The sequence below is a fragment of the Tritonibacter aquimaris genome, assembly GCF_009617595.1.
Lineage (GTDB): Bacteria > Pseudomonadota > Alphaproteobacteria > Rhodobacterales > Rhodobacteraceae > Epibacterium > Epibacterium aquimaris.
Genome location: NZ_WIXK01000004.1, coordinates 286,397 through 305,249 on the forward strand (window position 1 = coordinate 286,397; position 18,853 = coordinate 305,249).

General features: G+C 57.0%; 16 protein-coding genes and 3 tRNA genes. 11 read left to right on the forward strand and 8 right to left on the reverse strand.

Annotated features, from left to right (window positions below):
• Positions 1-188: 188 nt before the first annotated feature.
• Positions 189-626, reverse strand: coding sequence for an Lrp/AsnC family transcriptional regulator (locus GG681_RS09695; protein WP_153547542.1), 438 nt, complete (start codon positions 624-626; stop codon positions 189-191).
• A 105-nt stretch (positions 627-731) separates the two neighbouring features.
• On the opposite strand from GG681_RS09695, the gene GG681_RS09700 reads away from it, so the two are divergent.
• The 3 genes from GG681_RS09700 (at position 732) to GG681_RS09710 (ending at position 4,091) form a co-directional block, all read left to right on the forward strand.
• Entirely contained in the window at positions 732-1,919 is a 1,188-nt protein-coding gene (locus GG681_RS09700; protein ID WP_153547544.1) for a type III PLP-dependent enzyme, read from the forward strand.
• Positions 1,920-2,123: 204 nt separating this feature from the next.
• A complete protein-coding gene (locus GG681_RS09705; protein WP_153547546.1) occupies positions 2,124-3,200 on the forward strand; it encodes a DUF2235 domain-containing protein in 1,077 nt (358 codons plus the stop codon).
• Positions 3,201-3,254: 54 nt separating this feature from the next.
• Complete coding sequence (locus GG681_RS09710; protein ID WP_153547547.1) at positions 3,255-4,091, forward strand: isocitrate lyase/PEP mutase family protein; 837 nt, start codon at positions 3,255-3,257, stop codon at positions 4,089-4,091.
• Positions 4,092-4,095: 4 nt separating this feature from the next.
• On the opposite strand, the gene GG681_RS09715 is transcribed toward GG681_RS09710, so the two are convergent.
• Positions 4,096-4,632: a hypothetical protein gene (locus tag GG681_RS09715; protein WP_153547549.1), complete on the reverse strand. Its 537-nt coding sequence runs from the start codon at positions 4,630-4,632 to the stop codon at positions 4,096-4,098.
• Between the two features lie 149 nt (positions 4,633-4,781).
• Positions 4,782-5,651, reverse strand: coding sequence for a methylenetetrahydrofolate reductase [NAD(P)H] (gene metF / locus GG681_RS09720; RefSeq protein WP_153547550.1), 870 nt, complete (start codon positions 5,649-5,651; stop codon positions 4,782-4,784).
• Positions 5,652-5,924: 273 nt separating this feature from the next.
• Between metF and GG681_RS09725 the strand changes: the two genes are divergently transcribed.
• Together GG681_RS09725 and GG681_RS09730 are read left to right on the forward strand one after the other, a co-directional pair.
• The gene (locus tag GG681_RS09725; RefSeq protein WP_153547552.1) at positions 5,925-6,827 is read left to right on the forward strand and encodes a LysR family transcriptional regulator; all 903 of its coding nucleotides are present in this window, start codon (positions 5,925-5,927) and stop codon (positions 6,825-6,827) included.
• A 108-nt stretch (positions 6,828-6,935) separates the two neighbouring features.
• Entirely contained in the window at positions 6,936-7,721 is a 786-nt protein-coding gene (locus GG681_RS09730) for an inositol monophosphatase family protein (protein ID WP_153547554.1), read from the forward strand.
• 127 nt (positions 7,722-7,848) lie between these two features.
• On the opposite strand, the gene GG681_RS09735 is transcribed toward GG681_RS09730, so the two are convergent.
• Both GG681_RS09735 and putA read right to left on the reverse strand, forming a co-directional pair.
• The gene (locus tag GG681_RS09735) at positions 7,849-8,601 is read right to left on the reverse strand and encodes a rhomboid family intramembrane serine protease (RefSeq protein ID WP_194287171.1); all 753 of its coding nucleotides are present in this window, start codon (positions 8,599-8,601) and stop codon (positions 7,849-7,851) included.
• An 89-nt stretch (positions 8,602-8,690) separates the two neighbouring features.
• A complete protein-coding gene (gene putA, locus GG681_RS09740; protein ID WP_153547558.1) occupies positions 8,691-12,098 on the reverse strand; it encodes a bifunctional proline dehydrogenase/L-glutamate gamma-semialdehyde dehydrogenase PutA in 3,408 nt (1,135 codons plus the stop codon).
• Positions 12,099-12,218: 120 nt separating this feature from the next.
• Here putA and GG681_RS09745 point away from each other — a divergent pair, with 120 nt between their 5' ends.
• From GG681_RS09745 to GG681_RS09755, 3 genes are all read left to right on the forward strand, one after another.
• Positions 12,219-12,689 carry an Lrp/AsnC family transcriptional regulator gene (locus GG681_RS09745; protein ID WP_153547560.1) on the forward strand — a complete coding sequence of 157 codons (471 nt, stop codon included), beginning with the start codon at positions 12,219-12,221 and terminating at the stop codon, positions 12,687-12,689.
• A gap of 53 nt (positions 12,690-12,742) precedes the next feature.
• Entirely contained in the window at positions 12,743-13,294 is a 552-nt protein-coding gene (locus GG681_RS09750; RefSeq protein ID WP_153547562.1) for a tetratricopeptide repeat protein, read from the forward strand.
• A gap of 101 nt (positions 13,295-13,395) precedes the next feature.
• Positions 13,396-13,480 (forward strand) — tRNA-Leu (locus GG681_RS09755).
• A 132-nt stretch (positions 13,481-13,612) separates the two neighbouring features.
• Here GG681_RS09755 and GG681_RS09760 read toward each other — a convergent pair.
• Both GG681_RS09760 and GG681_RS09765 read right to left on the reverse strand, forming a co-directional pair.
• Positions 13,613-15,850, reverse strand: coding sequence for a methyl-accepting chemotaxis protein (locus GG681_RS09760; RefSeq protein ID WP_235899840.1), 2,238 nt, complete (start codon positions 15,848-15,850; stop codon positions 13,613-13,615).
• Between the two features lie 32 nt (positions 15,851-15,882).
• On the reverse strand, positions 15,883-16,305 hold the full coding sequence (locus GG681_RS09765; protein ID WP_153547566.1) for a hypothetical protein: 423 nt from the start codon (positions 16,303-16,305) through the stop codon (positions 15,883-15,885).
• Positions 16,306-16,572: 267 nt separating this feature from the next.
• Between GG681_RS09765 and GG681_RS09770 the strand changes: the two genes are divergently transcribed.
• The 3 genes from GG681_RS09770 (at position 16,573) to GG681_RS09780 (ending at position 17,317) form a co-directional block, all read left to right on the forward strand.
• Positions 16,573-16,649: transfer RNA gene (locus GG681_RS09770), tRNA-Asp, on the forward strand.
• A 54-nt stretch (positions 16,650-16,703) separates the two neighbouring features.
• Positions 16,704-16,780, forward strand: a tRNA-Asp gene (locus GG681_RS09775).
• Between the two features lie 150 nt (positions 16,781-16,930).
• On the forward strand, positions 16,931-17,317 hold the full coding sequence (locus GG681_RS09780) for an acyl-CoA thioesterase (RefSeq protein WP_153547568.1): 387 nt from the start codon (positions 16,931-16,933) through the stop codon (positions 17,315-17,317).
• Positions 17,318-17,365: 48 nt separating this feature from the next.
• On the opposite strand, the gene GG681_RS09785 is transcribed toward GG681_RS09780, so the two are convergent.
• On the reverse strand, positions 17,366-18,757 hold the full coding sequence (locus GG681_RS09785) for a dipeptidase (protein WP_153547570.1): 1,392 nt from the start codon (positions 18,755-18,757) through the stop codon (positions 17,366-17,368).
• Positions 18,758-18,853: the final 96 nt, after the last annotated feature.

The window sequence follows — 18,853 nt, forward strand, 5'->3', positions numbered from 1 at the left end:
TTTTCGGTAACTATAGTGCCGTCCTCGAGCAGCGGCCCCAGCAAAACTTCCGCAGTTGCGGTTTGCGCGAAGAATAGCGCTACAATAAATGGCCGAAGAATACGCAATTTGTCAGTGTCCTACTGGGGCAATAAATGTGCGACTAGTTCGCCATCGGTAGCGGATTGCAAGCGGTTCGCTCCAACGCTTCACGCCCCCATCCGATCTAGTTTAGTAGCCAGATGAATGAGGCTTTCCGATGATCGCACGCCGCGCGCGCCTGCGATGTGATCGATGGTGTTGTCGAGCTCTTCTGTGGTTTGTGCTTCGACCTGCGCCAAAAGATCAAACCGGCCCGAGGTGGTGTGCACCACCTGAACCCCCGCAAGGCTGCGCAGCCGGTCAAGCACGCCGGGGGCGGCGCGGGGTTCAACCGAGATCAGCACGGTGGCCTGTAACGGCGCGCGCATCAACGGTGACACACGCAGGGTATAGCCCGCAATTGCGCCCGATGCTTCCAGACGTTCCAGCCGCGCCTGTACCGTGGTGCGGGCCAGATCGAGCTGGCGGGCGAGTTCGGCCACCGATTGGCGGGCATTGTCGCGCAAGAGCGCCATCAATTGCTGATCAGTTGCGTCAATTTGCATTGTAACCCTGTCAATAAGACGAATCTTATCGTCACTATAGTCGATATGACGCGTGAAAACGATGGGCAGAGCGGGGATCCTGATAAAAAGAGGATGAGGACCAAGATGCAGAATATCCCCCCCCTATGGCGCGATCCCGAAACCTATCTGGCGCGGGTGGCCCCGGATCAGCCGGTGCTGTTTTTCTCTCCTGCGGTGCTGCATGCCACTGCGCATCGGTTTCTGGATGGCTTTGATGGGCTGGTGACCTATGCGGTGAAGGCCAATGCGCACCCCTCTGTGCTGTCCAATCTGGTGGCGGCGGGGGTGAACGCCTTTGATGTGGCTTCGCCTGCGGAAATGGCCGCGGTGCGCGACGCAAGCGACACGGCCGCGCTGCATTACAACAACCCGGTGCGGTCCGCGCTGGAGATTGAGGCGGGGATTGATCACGGCGTGGTGAGCTGGTCGGTGGATTGCATCAGTGAGCTGGAGAAGCTTGACGCGGTGCCGCGCTCTTGTGAAATCGCGGTGCGCTTTGCTTTGCCGGTTGCAGGCGCGGCCTATGATTTTGGTAGCAAATTTGGTGCAAACCCCGATGAGGCGGTGGCGTTGTTGCAAAAGGTTGCCGCAAAAGGCTGGACGCCTGCATTGTGTTTCCATCCTGGCACCCAGTGCGAAGATGCAGCCGCCTGGGTCGAATACATCCATGCGGCCAAGGATATTGTTGATCGCGCGGGCGTTCCGGTTGCGCGCCTGAATGTGGGTGGTGGCTTTGCGGCCCATCGTGGGGGCGCTGCGCCAGATCTGGAACATGTGTTTGCTGCAATTTCAAAAGCCAAGGCTGAGGTGTTTGGCACCGGTGTTTCAGGCACTGAGAGCCCAGAGCTGATCTGTGAGCCGGGCCGCGCCATGGTGTCAGAGGCGTTTACACTGGCGGCAGGTATCAAAGGGCTGCGCCCGGATCAGGGCACGGTGTTTTTGAACGATGGTATTTACGGTGGTCTTGTTGATATTCGCGATATGGGTCTGCCGGGGCGGGTGCATGTGGTTGCGGCCGATGGATCGCACCGTATGGGGGAGGCGCGCCCGCGTATTGTCTTTGGTCCCACCTGTGACAGTCTGGATCGTCTGCCAGATGGGCTGCCGCTTGCAGCTGATGCGGACATCGGTGATTTCGTACTGTTTCCCGGGCTTGGCGCCTATTCGCTGGCAATGACCACCGCGTTTAACGGCTATGGCGTTTCTGAGGTGGTAACAGTGCTGGCACTGCAGGCGGATGATCGCGAGGCAGCGCGCGTTACCCTATCGTAAGATTTCTGCGCGATCCTTGTGCATAGGCGCTTATTCCTCTGCCGGGGCCATGTAACGCGGTTTTGCCGCAATTGTGTGGAAATCTGATACCGACAGTAGCGATTTTGGGCTACTCTGAAGAAGAGAGGCAGCTGGGGCTGTTTCTGTAAAAACCTGCCCCCTGTCTCACGCGCCTTTTCTGGCGCAAAGTGGAAGTGGGTAAGGATGGGATTTAGACGGCTGCAAAATAAATTTCTGGCGTGGCTTGGACGGCCTTTGCTGTCTGAGCATTCTGCCGAAGTTAAGCAGCGCGGACCACAAGCCCATGTGATTATCCTGGATGGCACCATGTCAACGCTGGACGAAGGGTTTGAAACCCATGCCGGGCAGGTGTTTCGCCTGTGTCAGCAGATGGGCGGGCGCATCAATGTGTTTTACGAATCCGGCATTCAGTGGAGCGGTTGGAAAAGCGCGCCTGATGTGATGATGGGGCGGGGCATCAACCGGCAGATCCGGCGCGCCTATGGCTATCTGGCGTCGCGCTATCGCCCCGGTGATACCATCTATCTGTTTGGCTATTCGCGTGGGGCTTATGCGGTGCGATCGCTTGCGGGAGTAATTGATCAGGTGGGGTTGCTGCGCGCCGAAGAGACCACGGTGCGCAATATTCGCACCGCTTATCGCCATTATCGCAAGGATGGTCCAACCCCGTTTTCCGAAGCTTTTCGCAACGCCTATTGCCACCCGGATGTAAAAATCGAGATGGTCGGCGTCTGGGATACGGTCAAGGCGCTGGGACTGCGGCTGCCGCTGTTGTGGCGCTGGGCAGAGAACCAGCATAATTTCCACAACCACGCGCTGGGCCATCATGTCAGAAACGGTTTTCATGCGCTGGCTCTGGATGAGACCCGAGAGGTGTTTGGCCCGGTGCTTTGGGATTGTCCCGAGGGCTGGCAGGGCCATGTGGAGCAGGTTTGGTTTCGCGGAACCCACGGGGATGTGGGCGGTCATCTTGGTGGCTTTGAAGAGGCGCGGCCGTTGGCCAATATTTCGCTGGTATGGATGCTGGAGCGCGCAGAAGACTGCGGTCTGCCGCTGCCGCAGGACTGGCGCATGCGCTATCCGGTAGATCCTGCCGCCCCCTCGGTTGGCACTTGGCGCGGCTGGGGTAAGATTTTCATGCTGCGCAGCAAACGCGAGGTTGGGGCCTGCTCGGATGAGCGGCTCCACAGCAGTGTGCGCAACCGCTCTGATGAGATCGACGAAAGCTGGCGGGTGCTTGTTGGGCGCTCGGCGCGTTGATTTTTGTTCTCATTTTGTTCGTGCTTTGCTAGGCTGCCCGTAGGAGGGCGTGCCATGGAAAATCAGACAAAAGATCAGCAGCAGAAATATGAGGATTTTCTTGCGCTCCATCAGGGAAGCGCGATTTTTGTGATGGCCAATCCCTGGGATGCGGGCACCGCGCGTTTACTGGCGGCACAGGGGTTTCCGGCGCTGGCAACCACCAGTGCGGGCTATGCGTTTTCCAAGGGCAAGCGCGATTCCAATGCCACACTCAGCCGGGCAGAGATTTTGGCCAATGCTGCGGAAATTGTGGCCGCAACCGATTTGCCTGTTTCTGGTGATCTGGAGGATGGGTTTGGCGCGGAGCCTGAGTGCTGCGCCCAAAGTATTCACGCGGCGATCAGTGTCGGGCTTGTGGGCGGGTCGATTGAGGATGCAACCGGAGATCCTGATTTGCCGATCTACGCGTTTGAAGCCGCTGTTGAACGGGTGGCCGCCGCAGCAGAGGCCGCGCGGGGGCAGCCGTTTTTGCTGACGGCGCGGGCGGAAAACTATCTATGTGGAAGGCCTGATTTTGGCGACACGTTGCGCAGGCTGCAGGCCTTTTCGGAGGCGGGCGCAGATGTGTTGTTTGCCCCCGGTATGCGCGATCTCAACGATATTCGTACGCTGTGTCGTGAGCTTGATAAACCGGTGAATGTGGTGATGGGGTTGACGGATGCGGCCTTTAGCATTGATCAGCTGGCTGAAGTCGGGGTGAAGCGGATCAGCCTTGGCGGATCGCTTGCGCGCGCGGCTTTGGGCGCGGTCATGCGCGCCACCACCGAGGTGCTGGAGGAAGGGCGTTTTACCTATGCGCGCGATGCTATGCCCGGCGCAGATATCTATCGCCTGATGCGCGGTCGCTAAGCCCTTAATTCAACGTAGTGTTCTGGCGCGCCAGTGCGGCCTCAGCTGCGGCTGCAACTCTGGTGCTCGCAGCGGGGATTGCATTGTTTTTGCCGTAAAAGGATTTCAGAAATCCAAGGAACTCTTTGGCATATTTTGTGTCTTTGCCGATGCTTAGCAGGTATTCGATATCTGCTTCTGCCTTTGCAACCAGATTGAGTTTCTGGGTTGGATCCATTGGCGCAATTTCATATGCGACACCGGTCTCACGGGTCGCATCTGCCAACATGACATCCTGCTGTAGGTGCCATTGTTCCCCTTGGATCAACAGCCTGCCAATTTGCACAATGTCCTTATAGCCCGCATTCATTAGATCCTTGGCGGTTTGGTCAACTTCGCGCGCGCTGATGTTGGTCATGTCATAGCGGGCTTTGACAGCATCGATTTGGGTGAAAACGGCGGTGTGGCCGGAGCCAAAAGCATCCGTTCCGTGGGCGGCGCGTGCAGTTTTTGCAACGGCACCTGAGACGGAGATTGGCTCCGTTATGGGGGAAATGTGCATTCTGCAGTCCTTCAAGCTTGGTTTCTGGAACTTGAATATGTTTGGGCGGTGAATGCGTGGTTAAAGAGGATGTTTGAGAGCGTTGCACCAAGATAAAAAGGCGCGCTTTCGCACGCCTTTTTGAGAGGTTTTTAATGGAAACTGGCGTTTTAGGCCACGTTTTCCAATATCGTTTTGGGCTGCACGCCAAGCGCATGGCAGACGTCGCGGGTCAGCTCGGGGCGGTTCAGCGTGTAAAAATGCAGCCGCTTTACGCCACCTTCCAGCAGATCGGTGCAAAGCTCAGAGCAGATCGCGGTGGCCAGCAGATCTTCGCGTCCGTCGCGCGCCGCCTTTTCAAAAGCGTCATCCACCCAGGTCGGGATATGGGTGCCGCAGCGTTTGGCAAAGCTGCGCGCGCCTTTCCAGTTTTCGATCGGCAGAATGCCCGGCGTGATCAGGTCGCCGTCTATGCCCGCTTTCTGGCAGGCGTCGCGGAAGCGGAAGAAGGTTTCTGCCTCAAAGAAGAACTGGGTCAGCGCTTCATTTGCGCCCGCATCAATCTTGCGCTTGAGCCAATCCACATCCGCCTGCGCGTTTGGCGCTTCGGGGTGTGGATCAGGATAGGCACCAACGCGGATGTTGAATTTGCCAGTGGCTGACAGCGCTTCAATCAGTTCAACCGAATTGGCAAACCCGTCCGCATGGGGGGTAAAGCTGCCGTCGCCCTTTGGTGGATCGCCCCGCAGCGCCACCAGTTCTTTGACACCGGCTTCGGCAAATTGATCCGCAATTTCCAGGGTTTCGGCGCGCGAGGCGTTCACGCAGGTCAGATGCGCCGCCACATTCAGGCCCGAAGATTTATGTAATGTCGCTACCGCGTCGCGGGTCAGCTCACGGGTGGTGCCGCCAGCACCGTAGGTGACAGAAACAAAACGCGGTGCCATAGGCGCCAACACCTGAACCGTATCCCAAAGACGAAAAGATGCTTCCAGCGACTTTGGCGGGAAGAACTCAAAAGAGATTTCAGGTGTGCTCATTTTCATAAGTCCTTTTGGCGATTTCGTCCCTTGTTGCATGCTATTCTTTGTGAGGCAAATTCATTATATTCAAGAATAACATGAGCTGGATATGGTTTCGGTGTCGTAATTGAATACCACATGGTCGCTTGCAAATGGTTTAACGTGGCCCAAATAGCTGCTTTATATGACTGTTTCGCGGGATTTGGGCCGGTGGATGCGGCAATTGCGCTGCACTCGCATCGAAACCTTGTCTAAACTATCAAAAATTCTCATCATCTGGACCCGTCACCCATGCATATCGAATTCCGCCATCTGCGTACGATCAAGGCGATTCACGAGTCGGGAGGGCTTGCACGGGCTGCGGATCAGCTCAACATCACCCAAAGCGCGTTGTCGCATCAGATCAAGGGCCTGGAAGAGCAAACCGGGGTGGAGCTGTTTTTGCGCCGCTCCAAACCATTAAAACTGTCGGCGGCCGGGCTGCGACTATTGCGCCTTGCCAATCAGGTTCTGCCCCAGGTCGAGGCCGCGCAGGCGGAGTTTTCGGCGCTGCGCAGTGGCAAGACGGGCCGGATGCATATCGCAATTGAATGCCACGCCTGTTTTGAATGGCTGTTTCCGGTGCTTGAAGGCTTTCGCAAGAACTGGGGTGATGTAGATGTGGATATTCGCCCGGGTCTGGCCTTTGATGCGCTGCCTGCATTGCAGAAAGAAGAGGTGGATCTGGTGGTGTCATCAGACCCCGAAGACATCCCCGGCGTGACCTTCATCGAGCTGTTTGACTATAAAGCGGTGTTTGTGGCCTCTAGCCAGCACCCGCTGGCAGAAAGACCCTTTGTGGAAGCAGAGGATTTTCTTGGCCAGACGCTTATTACTTACCCGGTTGAGAAAACCCGGCTGGATGTGTTCAGCCAGCTGTTGATCCCGGCTGGGGTTGAGCCGGGCAGTGTGCGCCAGGTTGAGCTCACGGCGGTGATTTTGCTGCTGGTGGCCTCCAACCGGGGCGTTTCCGTTTTGCCCGATTGGGTGGTGCGCGAAGTGAAGTATAATTCCGACTATGTCACGCGCCCGCTGACCGAGGCTGGGATTACCCGCAGGCTTTATGCGGCGATCCGCAGTGAAGACGCTGAAAAACCCTTTGTGCAGGAGCTTATTCGCCTGGCAAAGAGTGAGGCGCGCAAATTGCAGGTCTGACCTGCAGGAAATGCAGTCTTTCTGCTCTTGTGCCCCCTTGGCAACGGGGGAAAGGGCGCGTATACGCACGCTTTGACCGACATCTCCCCGTCCAAGGATAGCCATACAATGATTGGTAGCGCAAACCTCAATGTCATGATCAAGGCCGCTCGTAAGGCGGGCCGTTCGCTGGTGAAAGATTTCCGCGAGGTCGAAAATCTGCAGGTGTCCTCCAAAGGGGCCGGGGATTTTGTCAGCCGCGCTGATATTGCAGCGGAAAAGATCCTCAAAGATGAACTGATGGGTGCGCGCCCGACCTATGGTTGGCTGGCCGAAGAGGGCGGCGAGGATGAGGGGCAAGACCCGACCCGTCGCTGGATTGTCGATCCGCTGGATGGCACCACCAATTTCCTGCACGGCCTGCCCCATTGGGCGATTTCCATCGCGCTAGAGCATAAGGGCAAGGTGGTGGCCGGTGTCATCTATGACGCTGCCAAGGATGAGATGTTCTTTGCCGAAAAAGGCGAGGGTGCCTGGATGAATGACACCCGTATTCGTGTGTCGGCGCGCCACCGGATGATTGAATCGATCTTTGCCACTGGCATCCCGTTTGGTGGCCGGGCGGACCTGCCCGAAACCATTCAGGACATGGCCCAGATTGCACCTGCCTGTGCAGGTGTACGCCGCTGGGGCGCAGCTGCGCTTGATATGGCTTATGTGGCGGCTGGCCGCTATGAGGGCTATTGGGAGCGTCGCCTGAACGCTTGGGATCTGGCCGCTGGCATCATCATCGTGAAAGAAGCTGGTGGTTTTGCCCAGGCACTGGACGCGGAAGAGAAGATCCTTGAGAGCGGCACAGTGATCTGCGGCAATGAAGTGATCTTTGAAAGTTTCGCCAAGACGATCCGCGGCTGAGTGAGCTGCAACTGAGTTTTCAGAACGCGTCTGCCGCAAGGTGGGCGCGTTTTTTTACGCCTGGTCTAGGCTTGAGTGCGGGAGCCTCCGGCGGGAGTATTTGAAAAAAGGTGAAAGCTTGGGGGCGCTATTTTCCCCAGGGTCCAGATTTTCCCGATGTGGCAGGTTTTTTTTGCGCGCGCGCATCTCCCCGGGGTCCAGAGCGGGTTTTGTTCCGGGGGCGCCCTTGGTTTGAGGCAGGTTTCGGTGGTGCGGTGGGGGCGCTGCGCCAGAAGGCTGTTGCCCCCAGCGCGAGCCAAAGGGGCAAGCATAGGATCAGACCCGCAGCAAACCCGCCGATATGGGCCCAATGCGCCACTTGTGAGAGGTTCGTATCTGCCTGAAGTACCCAAAAAACATCCAAGGCCAGCCGCCCGCCCAGCAGCCAGAGTGCGGAGATTGTAAAGATGCGTGGGATTATGATGAGGATCACCAGAATATCGATTTTTGCGCGCGGGTAGAGCAGGAAATACGCGCCCATTACGCCAAAGATCGCACCAGAGGCCCCGATGAGGGGCTGTTCGGAATGTGGCAGGGCAATGGCGTGAACCACGGCTGCAACCACGCCGCAGCTGAGGTAGAATACCAGATACCAAAATGGGCCCATCTGATGTTCGAGATTGTCGCCAAAGACCCAGAGGAACATCATATTGCCCACAAGGTGCAGAAAACCCGCATGCATGAACATATAGGTGAAAAGCGTGTTGAAATTTCCGTCTTCGGGCCAGGCTGCTGGCAAAACACCAAAGCGCAGAAGCAGCGTCTGAAACTCCGCCAGGTCTATGATCTGCAGCGTATAGATATAGATGACACTGTTCAGCACGATCAAAGAAATGGTCACAAAGGGTACGTTCTGTGATGGGGTATGATCGCGCAAAGGAAACATAGGGTGACGCTGGACCTGCGATGGTCCAGCGTCAAGGTTCTGTCTTAGGTTTTTCCACCCAGGAGTGCGGCGTTGCCGCCTGCGGCTGTGGTGTCAACGCAGACGTGGCGCTCTGCCATCACGCGGGCGCGGTCAGGCAGGCCGGGGATCAGCGGGATAATGGCACCGTTGCGGCGGGCCAGTGCCTGCTCAATTTTGCGGGCGCTGGCATCATCGCCCCACCAGAGCACGCCGGAAATTTCTTGATCACCTGTGAGCAGGGATTCAGTTGGCTGACCATTGGCCTCAAGGGCAATGCCCCCCATTGCACGTACGGCTTCGGCCTGGGCGCGAGCGGCCTCAGCGCCGGGGCCTGCGCATAGCAGCGGTGGGCGCGGTGCAGTGGTCAGACGGTTTGATTCACCGGTGGGACCGGGGAGAGACTGCGTTTCTGGCGCGGCACCTGAGTCTGTGGTTTTGGGCAGCGCGGCCATGGGCATATCCCAATTTGCTGCGCTGTTCTGGCGGTCTGGTGCGCAGAAGCGGCTGAGGTAGAGCGGGCCACCTGCCTTGGGGCCGGTGCCAGACAGACCTTCGCCGCCAAAGGGCTGGCTGCCCACGATGGCTCCGATCTGGTTGCGGTTCACATAGATATTGCCCGCATGCACCCGATCACAAACGTGCTGCACCCGATCATCAATCCGTGTGTGCAGACCAAAGGTCAGCCCGTAGCCGGTTGCATTGATGGCATCAATCACCGCGTCGATCTGGCCAGATTTGAACCGGGCCACATGCAGCACCGGGCCGAAGATCTCTTCTTTGAGATCGGCAATACCGGTGATTTCAATCAAGGTGGGCGCGATGAAGGTGCCCTCGGTGGGGGCGGTGAGTTCCTTCAGCACACGGCCCTCGGTGCGGGCAGTGTTGATATGGGCCGCGATGCCATCGCGCGCGCCCTTGTCGATCACCGGGCCGCAATCGGTCGAAAGATGCCAGGGGTTGCCCATATTCAGGCAGTCCATTGCGCCTTTCAGCATGTTCAGAAGGTCATCGGCGATGTCTTCTTGCACATAGAGGCAGCGCAGCGCGGAGCAGCGTTGGCCCGCAGATTGGAATGCGCTTTCGACGATGGATTGCACGGCTTGTTCGGGCAGGGCGGTGGAATCCACGATCATTGCGTTCAGACCGCCTGTCTCTGCGATCAGCGGCGCGCCCGGTTTGCAGCCATCGGCCATTGCGGCGCGGATGCGCATGGCGGTGCCGGTGGAGCCGGTGAAGGCCACGCCACCAATACGGCTGTCGCCGGTGATGGCACCGCCGATTTTGCGACCGGAGCCTGGCAGATATTGCAGTGCTGCGCGTGGCACGCCTGCTTCGTGCAGCATTTCAACCGCGCGGTAGGCAACAATTGGGGTTTGCTCGGCTGGTTTTGCAATCACCGCATTGCCAGCAGCCAGCGCGGCAGCAACCTGGCCGGTGAAAATCGCCAGTGGGAAGTTCCAAGGCGAAATACAGGTGAAAATGCCCGCGGGTTTGGCAGCGGGGATATTGGCTGCGTAATAGCGCAGGAAATCAACCGCTTCGCGCAGCTCTGCCACCGCATCTGGCTGGCTTTTGCCTGCTTCGCGGGCGAGAATGGCAAAGAGTTCGCCGAAGTTCTCTTCATAAAGGTCGGCGGCGCGATTGAGGATGGCTGCGCGCTCATCCGCAGGAGCGTCCCAAGGGGTAGCACTGGCCAGCGCGCCTTCCACATCATCGCTGCTGGCCGTTGAAAGCGTGCCAATTGCGGAAAGATCCGATGGGTTGGTGACGTCGTTTGTGGCGTCAGGCGCTGCTTTCATCGCCAAAAGCGGGGCGGCGTCCCAGGTTTTCGCTGCAAACGGCGCGCGTGCGTCCTCAATGCGGGCAAGTGTTGGCGCGTGGCCAAGGTCAAAACCTTTGGAGTTTGGGCGTTCCGGTGCAAAAAGCTCTGGTCCGGTTGGGATCGGGCTGCTCAGATCTGTGATCTGTTCAAACGGGTCGGCAGCCACCACCGCAGACGGCACGTTTTCATCCACGATCTGATTCACAAAGGATGAGTTTGCACCGTTTTCCAGCAGACGCCGTACCAGATAGGCCAGCAGATCGCGGTGTGCGCCAACCGGGGCGTAGATGCGACAGTTGGTTTTGTTTTGCTCCAACACCATCTTGTGCAGGGTCTCGCCCATGCCATGCAGGCGCTGGAATTCAAACGGCTGGCCTTTGTCGGCCATGTGAAGGATCGCAGAAACCGTATGGGCGTTGTGGGTGGCAAACTGCGGATAAATCCGATCTGTCAGCCCCAGAAGTTTGCGCGCATTGGCGATATAGGACACATCGGTCAGCGCCTTTGAGGTGTAAACCGGGAAGCCATCGATGCCTTCGACCTGGGCGCGCTTGACCTCAGTATCCCAATAGGCGCCTTTCACCAGACGCAGGGTGAATTTGCGGTCGTATTTGACGGCCATGTCATAAAAGGCATCAATCGCCACGCTGGTGCGCGGGCCATAGGCCTGGATGACCATGCCAAAGCCGTCCCAGCCAGCCAGTGCCGGATCAGAGGCCACTGCATCCACCACTTCCAGTGACAGCGACAGGCGGTCGACCTCTTCGGCGTCCACATTCAGGCCCATATTGGCGGCTTTGGCCAGAAGCGCCAGCGCCTTGAGGCGGGGCACCAGCTGTTCCATTACCGATTTTTCCTGCGCGAGCTCATAACGTGGGTGCAGCGCAGAGAGTTTTACCGAGATGCCCGGGTTTTCGATAATGTCGCTGGATTTGCAGGCGGCCGCGATGGAGGAGATCGCCTTGGAATAAGACAGGTGATAGCGGGCGGCGTCTTCTTCGGTGCGGGCGGCTTCGCCAAGCATGTCGTAAGAGTAGGTGTAGCCTTTCTCTTCCATGCCGTTTGCGCGTTTCATCGCGCTCTCGATGCTTTCGCCCAGCACGAACTGACGGCCCATTTCCTTCATCGCGCGTCCAACGGCGGTGCGGATGACCGGCTCACCCAGACGTTTGATGGCCGCGCGCAGCGCGCCCACCGGCCCACGCTCTTCGTCGAGCACCTTACCTGTCAGCATCAAGGCCCAAGTTGATGCATTCACCAGCGAAGATGACGAATGACCCAGATGTTTGCCCCAGTCAGATGGCGCGATCTTGTCTTCGATCAGCGCATCAATGGTATCGGCATCCGGCACCCGCAGCAGCGCTTCGGCCAGACACATCAGCGCAATGCCTTCGTCGGTCGAAAGGCCGTATTCCGCCAGGAAAACCTCCATCAGGCCTGGTGCGGAATGGCCGCGGATGTCAGAAACAAGCGCTGCCGCACGCGCAGAGATTTTTTCACGGTCTTCTTTTGACAGGGCGGCCAGTTCCACCAGAGCATCGCGTTTTGCGCTCTGGTCCACATAGGTTTCCTGATCAATCAAATCGCGCAGACGCGGGTATGTGGTCATGAGTGATCCCCAACTGTTATAGGTGTTTTAAACAGTATGCCCGTTTTTATCTGGTCTGTTCGGCTGAAATATTGGATATTAAGGTCTACTAGACCAAAATTAAGGATATTGGTGGTTTAAATGAACTTATTGAGCTTAGACCGCTATGATCGTCAGATCCTGACTGTTTTGGGGGAAGATGGGCGGATTTCTGTGGCGGATCTGGCGCGCCGGATTGGTCTGACCAAAACCCCCACGCAGGCGCGGCTGAAACGGCTGGAGGCCGAAGGTATCATCACAGGTTATCGGGTGATGCTTGATCCTATCCGGCTTGGGCTTGATCACGTGGCCTTTGTGGAGGTGAAGCTGAGCGACACGCGGGAGGCGGCGCTAAAGGCTTTTAATGCAGCAATTTCAAAGATACCGGAGATCGAGCAGGCGCATCTGATGGCGTCGCATTTTGATTATCTGTTGAAGGTGCGCACCCATTCAATGAAGGAATATCGCGAGGTTCTGGGCGAGAAAATATCAGCTCTGCCGCATGTGGCGTCCACTTCCACCTATGTGGCGATGCAAGCGGTAAAAGAACAGACCGGGTCACAGACGCTTTAGCCCCCACAAAAAAGACATTTTGCGAATCTTAAGTTCTGCGCCAGCATGTCAGTATGCGTATATTGGCTTTTATTGGACTACTCCCGGTGTCTGCCTGGGCTGCATGCCCCGCAGCGCCGGATCATCAGGCGGCACTTGATGCGTTGATTGGCAAGGTTCAGTCCGCCCCGAATGAAGGCGCGGCACAGCAGCTCTCCAATGAGATGTGGCAGTATTGGGCGGATGCCCCGGATGAGGTTTCACAAGAGATCCTTGATCGCGGCATGCGTCGGCGTCGGGGCTATGATTTTCTTGGCGCGTTGGAGGATTTCTCGACGCTGATTGATTACTGCCCCGATTATGCCGAGGGCTATAATCAGCGCGCCTTTGTTTATTTCCTGCAACAGGACTATCAGGCGGCGCTGCCGGATCTTGAGCGCGCGCTGGAGCTGTCACCGCGTCATGTGGCGGCGATGAGCGGTCAGGCGCTGGTGCTTTTGGGGCTCGAACGCTTTGCTGAGGCGCGCCGCGTGTTGCACAAAGCGATGCGGCTGAACCCCTGGTTGCCGGAACGTGGCCTGATCGCACCCGGCGGCCCTTTGGCCACAGGTGAACAGGAGCTGTAACAGCCCGTTTCAAGCAAGTTTTTGGTTGTCGCCGCCGCGCGTGGCAGGTAGATCAATCCCTGACGCTGTGGTTGCATTGAGCTTGGGCTCTGAACCCGCAGGCGGGCGTGGTGGAATGGTAGACACAAGGGACTTAAAATCCCTCGGCCTTAGGCCATGCGGGTTCGAGTCCCGCCGCCCGTACCAATTAAGCTTTTGAAATGATTGCTGCATCTTCGCGCGGGACTAGGGAGAACCTATTCTTGCGTTAAAGTGCGCATGCCTATAGGCGCGCGATGGCGTGGCCACCCCTGAAGGGGCAGCCACGGCCTGTTGCATTTAGAAGTCCTGCCATATCTTATTGGAGCCGTTGGCGGCCATTGGCGCAGGCGCTGTTTCTTCTAGGCCCCAGTCGTCGTCACCATGTGCGCTGGGGGCGCTGCTTGGCTGTGATGGCGGAGCGAGCGGCATCGCAGATGCGCCGGACACCTTAAAGCGGCCAACAATTTCAGCCAGCTTGCCCGCATCCGTGTTGAGCAGATGGCCCGCTGCGGTGGCTTCTTCCACCATAGCGGCGTTTTGCTGGGTGACCTGATCGAGCTGGGTGACGCCGGTGTTGATTTCGTGCAGCCCAGTGGATTGTTCTGCCGCACCTTCAGCAATGCCGGACACCTGTTCGGAAATCTTGGCAATTTGCTGCACGATGCTTTGCAGGGCTTCACCAGCCTTGCCAACCAGGGTCACACCGCGATCAACCTGCTGCGAGCTTTCCTGCACCAAGGACTTGATCTCCATCGCTGCATCGGAAGAACGTTGCGCCAAGGCGCGCACTTCGCTTGCAACCACCGCAAAACCGCGGCCAGCTTCGCCCGCACGGGCGGCTTCGACCCCTGCATTCAGTGCAAGCAAATTGGTCTGGAAGGCAATATCATCAATGACGGAAATGATCTGCCCGATATGATTGGACGATTGTTCAATCTCAGTCATCGCAGAAACCGCATTTTGAACCACGGTGCGATTGTTTTCCGCTTCGTGGCGTGCCTCTGTCATTGTTGCCTCAACCTCGCGGGCCCCGTCGGCTGCGGATTTTACCGATGCGGTCAGCTCATCCAGTGCGGCCGCCGTCTCTTCGAGCGTTGCAGCCTGGCTTTCGGTGCGATGGGACAGATCGTCAGAGGCTTGGCTGATCTCAGCCGCGCCGCTTCGGATGCTTTGTGCGCTGTCCACAACTTGTGAAACCATACCACCCAGCGTGTCGACAGTGGCGTTAAAGTCCTGACGCAGCTGTTCATAATGCTCTGGGAAAGCTTCATTGAGCTTGGATGTCAGATCACCGCTGGCAAGTTTTTGCATCCCATCGGCCAGAGACTGCACAATCTTTTTCTGGTTTTCCTGTGCTTCAAGCTGCCCTTGTTCGATGTTTTGTTTTTCAACAAGGCCCTGACGCAGCTTTTCAAGCGCCGCGGCAGTGATGCCAATCTCGTCTTTGCCTTTAGGCAGATCATTGTCCTGGTTGACCCGACCTTCAGACAGGGCGTTGATCGAGATCAGCATTTTCGACAGCGGCCGTTGCACCATTTTGCGGGTGGCAAAGAAGATGGTGATCAGGGTGAAGGCCAGCAGCAACCCGTTGACGATCAGCTCTTCCTTGATGCTTTCCCGCACGGGGGTAACAAAGACATCACGGGGGACATCCATTACCACAACCCAGGTTTTGTTCATGCTAAAGGCTGTGAACGGGTAAAAGAGCCGGGTTGTGCCATCGGAAAGATCAGAGACAATCTGCAAAGCGCCGGTTTCAACCGCGGTGGTGATCGCATCGGCACCGGGGCCTTCATAGGCTTTGGTCAGCAGGTCAGTGTCCGGGTTTGCAAGCCAGTTGCCGCTCTGTCCAAGCAGCATCACAGAGCCACCTTCAAAGACAGACAGCCCGGCGACCAGTTCTGTGAGGTTGTCGAGCACGATGTCAACGCCCGCAACTGCAGCCACTTTGCCATTCAAGAAAACCGGCACTGCAACCGACGTTAGCAGGCGTTCCTCCTGTGACAGGTAAGGTTCGGTGATCAAGACTTCGCCAGTGACGATTGGATCGCGATACCATTCTGCATCAGTGTCAGGTTTGAACGTAAAGGTTTCAAACGTCAGTGCGCCGCTGTCAGATTTGGTCCAATAGGGGGTAAACACCCCGTCAGCGTTCCGACCTTCGTCGCCGATGATCCGCGTATCTGCGATGCCACCGGGAATGGCGGCCATCCAGGTGAAAAAGCCAGAGCCATGCTGTTCTGATACGCCTTTCAGCAGATTAGACACATCATTGGCCGCCACGGGCTCTTTTTGCAGAAAACCGCTCAAGGCACCACTCATCGCCAGAGCGGTGGCGGTGGCCCCGGTCAGTTCTGACGCAAGAGTGTTGGAAATGTCAGAGGCTGACAGGGTGGCGTGCTCAAGCGTTTGTTGATGCACGGCGTTTGAAACACGCCACACCTTTACGACTGAGAAACTCACCGCCAGCAAGGTAATAGCTAGGGTGATCGTTATCAGGAGTTTTCCTGAGATAGTATTCAATGCTGAACGCATGCACCGTGGTCCCATTTACAAGCAGATAGCGTTCAGTCGTGGCAGGTCTTTCTAAACAACAGATTACCGGTAGATTTGCGGAAAACGACTTTCTGCTTTTGGATCCAAAAATTTTTATCTTTCTGAGGTGGGGTATTCGGTCGAAGCGGGTATTTCTCTGAAAGATAAGAGGAAAACAGCATCTGTTTTTGGGTAAATGTATCATGGGATACTGTTATTTCTGGCCTTTGAGTGATGATCATATGTGTGAATTTGGAAAACACCGTGCCGTGGGTGGCCTCTGACAGGGCGATTTTATTAACAAGAAGTTTTGCGGATTTGGTCAGCCGGTCCGGGAACGGCGCAGTGTCCCGCCATATTCTAGCGCGTGTTGGCAGGCCGGACTTCAAAGCGGGCAATTGCCTGCGCCATGCTGTTTTTCCAGTTTTGAAGGAACCTGCATTCAAAATGCGCATAGCCGATGATGTAGAGATTCCTAAAGGGGGGGGGCAGGTCCGCAGCCTTCTGCAACACGGCTACTGAACATGGCTACTGTATCTGTGCTTGCGATCCTTACCGTTATGTATTTGCAGAAGGGCATTGCGGGATTACCCCTGTGCAATCAAAGCTATCCACAGAAAAAATATAGAAATATGAGAAAAACGAAAAACACCGCTTGACGGCCTAGGGGGCTGAGAATATTACACCCCAACATTCAGCGGCGACGTTGATTGTAGCAGCAAGCGGTTGTAGCTCAGTTGGTTAGAGTACCGGCCTGTCACGCCGGGGGTCGCGGGTTCGAGCCCCGTCAACCGCGCCACTGCTCCCTCCCCAGGGTAAGGGGCCGTCCCGGATGGGAGCGAAAGTAAGATGCGCGGTTGTAGCTCAGCTGGTTAGAGTACCGGCCTGTCACGCCGGGGGTCGCGGGTTCGAGCCCCGTCAACCGCGCCATTTTCTCTCTTTGCTTAAATACTTAGCGGATCTTGCTTTTCTAGTGATGATCGCTGTGCGCGCGTGTTGGCGTCGACGTCTGTGGGTGACATAGGATAGAAGATATGTCCTTTGGGAATCATTTTTAACGTCCAAATCAGGGAGATCGCCATGACCGATGTGGTTCAGCCGCCCGAAACCCAGCCCACCATCCGCGTAATTGCCATGCCAACAGATACCAACCCAGCTGGTGATATCTTTGGTGGCTGGTTGATGAGCCAGATGGATTTGGCTGCAGGCACCATCGCCGCGCGGGTCTCGAAAGGGCGGGCTTCGACCGTGTTTGTCGATGGGATCCAGTTTCACCAGCCGGTGACTGTGGGCGATGAGGTTTCGCTCTATGCAGAGCTGGAACAGATCGGCCGTACCTCGATGAAAATCAAAGTGCGGGTCTGGAGCCGGGCGCGCCATCAGGAACAAAGCAAGCCGGTGACAGAAGGCACATTTACCTTTGTGGCCCTGGATGAAGAGGGGCGCCCGCGTCCGGTGAACGCATAAAAAAGCCCCCAGATGGGGGCTTTTCTTTATCTATCTGATCCCGCAGCGTTATTTGGTGAGCGCATCCAGAATGCGCACCCAGCTGCGGATGCCTTTGTGAAAGCTCTGGACGTCATATTTTTCATTCGGGGAATGAATGGCGTCATCTTCATTGGCAAAGCCAACCAGCATCGAATCCAGCCCAAGCACGGTTTTGAAATACCCAACCACCGGGATGGAGCCGCCCATGCCGGCAAATACCGCTTCGCGATTCCATTCATCTGACAGCGCGCCGCGAGCTTTTTCAAATTCGGGGCGTTCGAGGTTCATAACCGAGGCCGGGGAGCCCTCCATGTCATTGTCCCAGACCACTTTGGCATCTTTGTTCAGGCGCGCTTCGACATGTTTGCGGATTTTGCTGCGCAGGGCCGTTGGATCCATATCGCCCACCAGACGGCAGGTGATTTTGCAATGGGCTTCTGATGGGATCACGGTTTTGGAGCCAGCACCATTGTAACCACCCCAAAGCCCGTTCACTTCTAGGGTTGGTCGCGCCCATTGCTGTTCCAGCGCGGAATAGCCCGTTTCACCATGGGGTTTGGAATAGCCTACGCTGCCCAGATATTCACCTTCGTCAAAGCCGCAGTTCTGCCATTGGCGCAGCTGGTCTTCGGGCACCTCATGTACGCCGTCATAAAACCCATCGACTGCAACTTTTCCGGTGTCTTCATCATAGAATGACGCCACAATTTTGGAGAGCTCACGCAGCGGATTAAGGCCGGGGCCACCGTAGTGGCCTGAGTGCAGGTCGATACGGGGGCCAATAATGGTGAATTCATCCTTCAGCATGCCGCGCAGCTGCGATGAAATCGACGGCACGCCGCGCGCAACCATCGAGGTGTCGCAGACCAGGGCCAGATCTGCCTTTAGCTCGTCGGCGTGCTCTTTCAGGAAGGGCACAAGGGACGGGGAGCCTGATTCCTCTTCGCCTTCAAAGAAAAACGTGATGCGGCAGGGCAGGGAGCCATGCACAGATTTCCAGGCCCGACAGGCTTCTACAAAGGTCATCAGCTGGCCTTTGTCATCCGATGCGCCGCGCCCGCGGATCACCTGACCGTTTGGCGTGTCCTGCAGCTCGGGTTCAAACGGCGGGGTGTTCCACAGTTCCAGTGGATCAACCGGCTGCACGTCATAATGGCCGTAAAACAGCACATGGGGCACATCCGCATCGAGGTCTTCACCAATCTGGCCCGTAACCATCGGATGGCCGGGGGTTGCGCGTTTCTCGGCCGGGATGCCGATGCTTTGCAAATCATCGACCAGCCAATCTGCGGCGGCGTCAACATCTGCCTTAAAAGCGGGATCGGTTGAAATCGATGGAATGCGCAGAAACGTCATTAACCTTTCGAGTGCTGCGTTCAAATCGGCGTCAACGCGCTCCAATACCGGGGTCGCAGACATGGCATTCTCCTGATGGTGGCTTATCTCATGACAACGCTATCAGTGCTGATCAGCCGGTGCCAGATCTGTTGTGTGGGGGCTTAGCACGCGGGAATG

What these genes read in the sequence shown, in the direction of transcription:
- GG681_RS09695 (WP_153547542.1), bottom strand. Translation starts at nt 626, where the DNA reads ATGCAAATTGACGCAACTGATCAGCAATTGATGGCGCTCTTGCGCGAC.
- GG681_RS09700 (WP_153547544.1), top strand. Translation starts at nt 732, where the DNA reads ATGCAGAATATCCCCCCCCTATGGCGCGATCCCGAAACCTATCTGGCG.
- GG681_RS09705 (WP_153547546.1), top strand. Translation starts at nt 2,124, where the DNA reads ATGGGATTTAGACGGCTGCAAAATAAATTTCTGGCGTGGCTTGGACGG.
- GG681_RS09710 (WP_153547547.1), top strand. Translation starts at nt 3,255, where the DNA reads ATGGAAAATCAGACAAAAGATCAGCAGCAGAAATATGAGGATTTTCTT.
- GG681_RS09715 (WP_153547549.1), bottom strand. Translation starts at nt 4,632, where the DNA reads ATGCACATTTCCCCCATAACGGAGCCAATCTCCGTCTCAGGTGCCGTT.
- metF (WP_153547550.1), bottom strand. Translation starts at nt 5,651, where the DNA reads ATGAGCACACCTGAAATCTCTTTTGAGTTCTTCCCGCCAAAGTCGCTG.
- GG681_RS09725 (WP_153547552.1), top strand. Translation starts at nt 5,925, where the DNA reads ATGCATATCGAATTCCGCCATCTGCGTACGATCAAGGCGATTCACGAG.
- GG681_RS09730 (WP_153547554.1), top strand. Translation starts at nt 6,936, where the DNA reads ATGATTGGTAGCGCAAACCTCAATGTCATGATCAAGGCCGCTCGTAAG.
- putA (WP_153547558.1), bottom strand. Translation starts at nt 12,098, where the DNA reads ATGACCACATACCCGCGTCTGCGCGATTTGATTGATCAGGAAACCTAT.
- GG681_RS09745 (WP_153547560.1), top strand. Translation starts at nt 12,219, where the DNA reads ATGAACTTATTGAGCTTAGACCGCTATGATCGTCAGATCCTGACTGTT.
- GG681_RS09750 (WP_153547562.1), top strand. Translation starts at nt 12,743, where the DNA reads ATGCGTATATTGGCTTTTATTGGACTACTCCCGGTGTCTGCCTGGGCT.
- GG681_RS09760 (WP_235899840.1), bottom strand. Translation starts at nt 15,850, where the DNA reads ATGCGTTCAGCATTGAATACTATCTCAGGAAAACTCCTGATAACGATC.
- GG681_RS09765 (WP_153547566.1), bottom strand. Translation starts at nt 16,305, where the DNA reads ATGCGCATTTTGAATGCAGGTTCCTTCAAAACTGGAAAAACAGCATGG.
- GG681_RS09780 (WP_153547568.1), top strand. Translation starts at nt 16,931, where the DNA reads ATGACCGATGTGGTTCAGCCGCCCGAAACCCAGCCCACCATCCGCGTA.
- GG681_RS09785 (WP_153547570.1), bottom strand. Translation starts at nt 18,757, where the DNA reads ATGTCTGCGACCCCGGTATTGGAGCGCGTTGACGCCGATTTGAACGCA.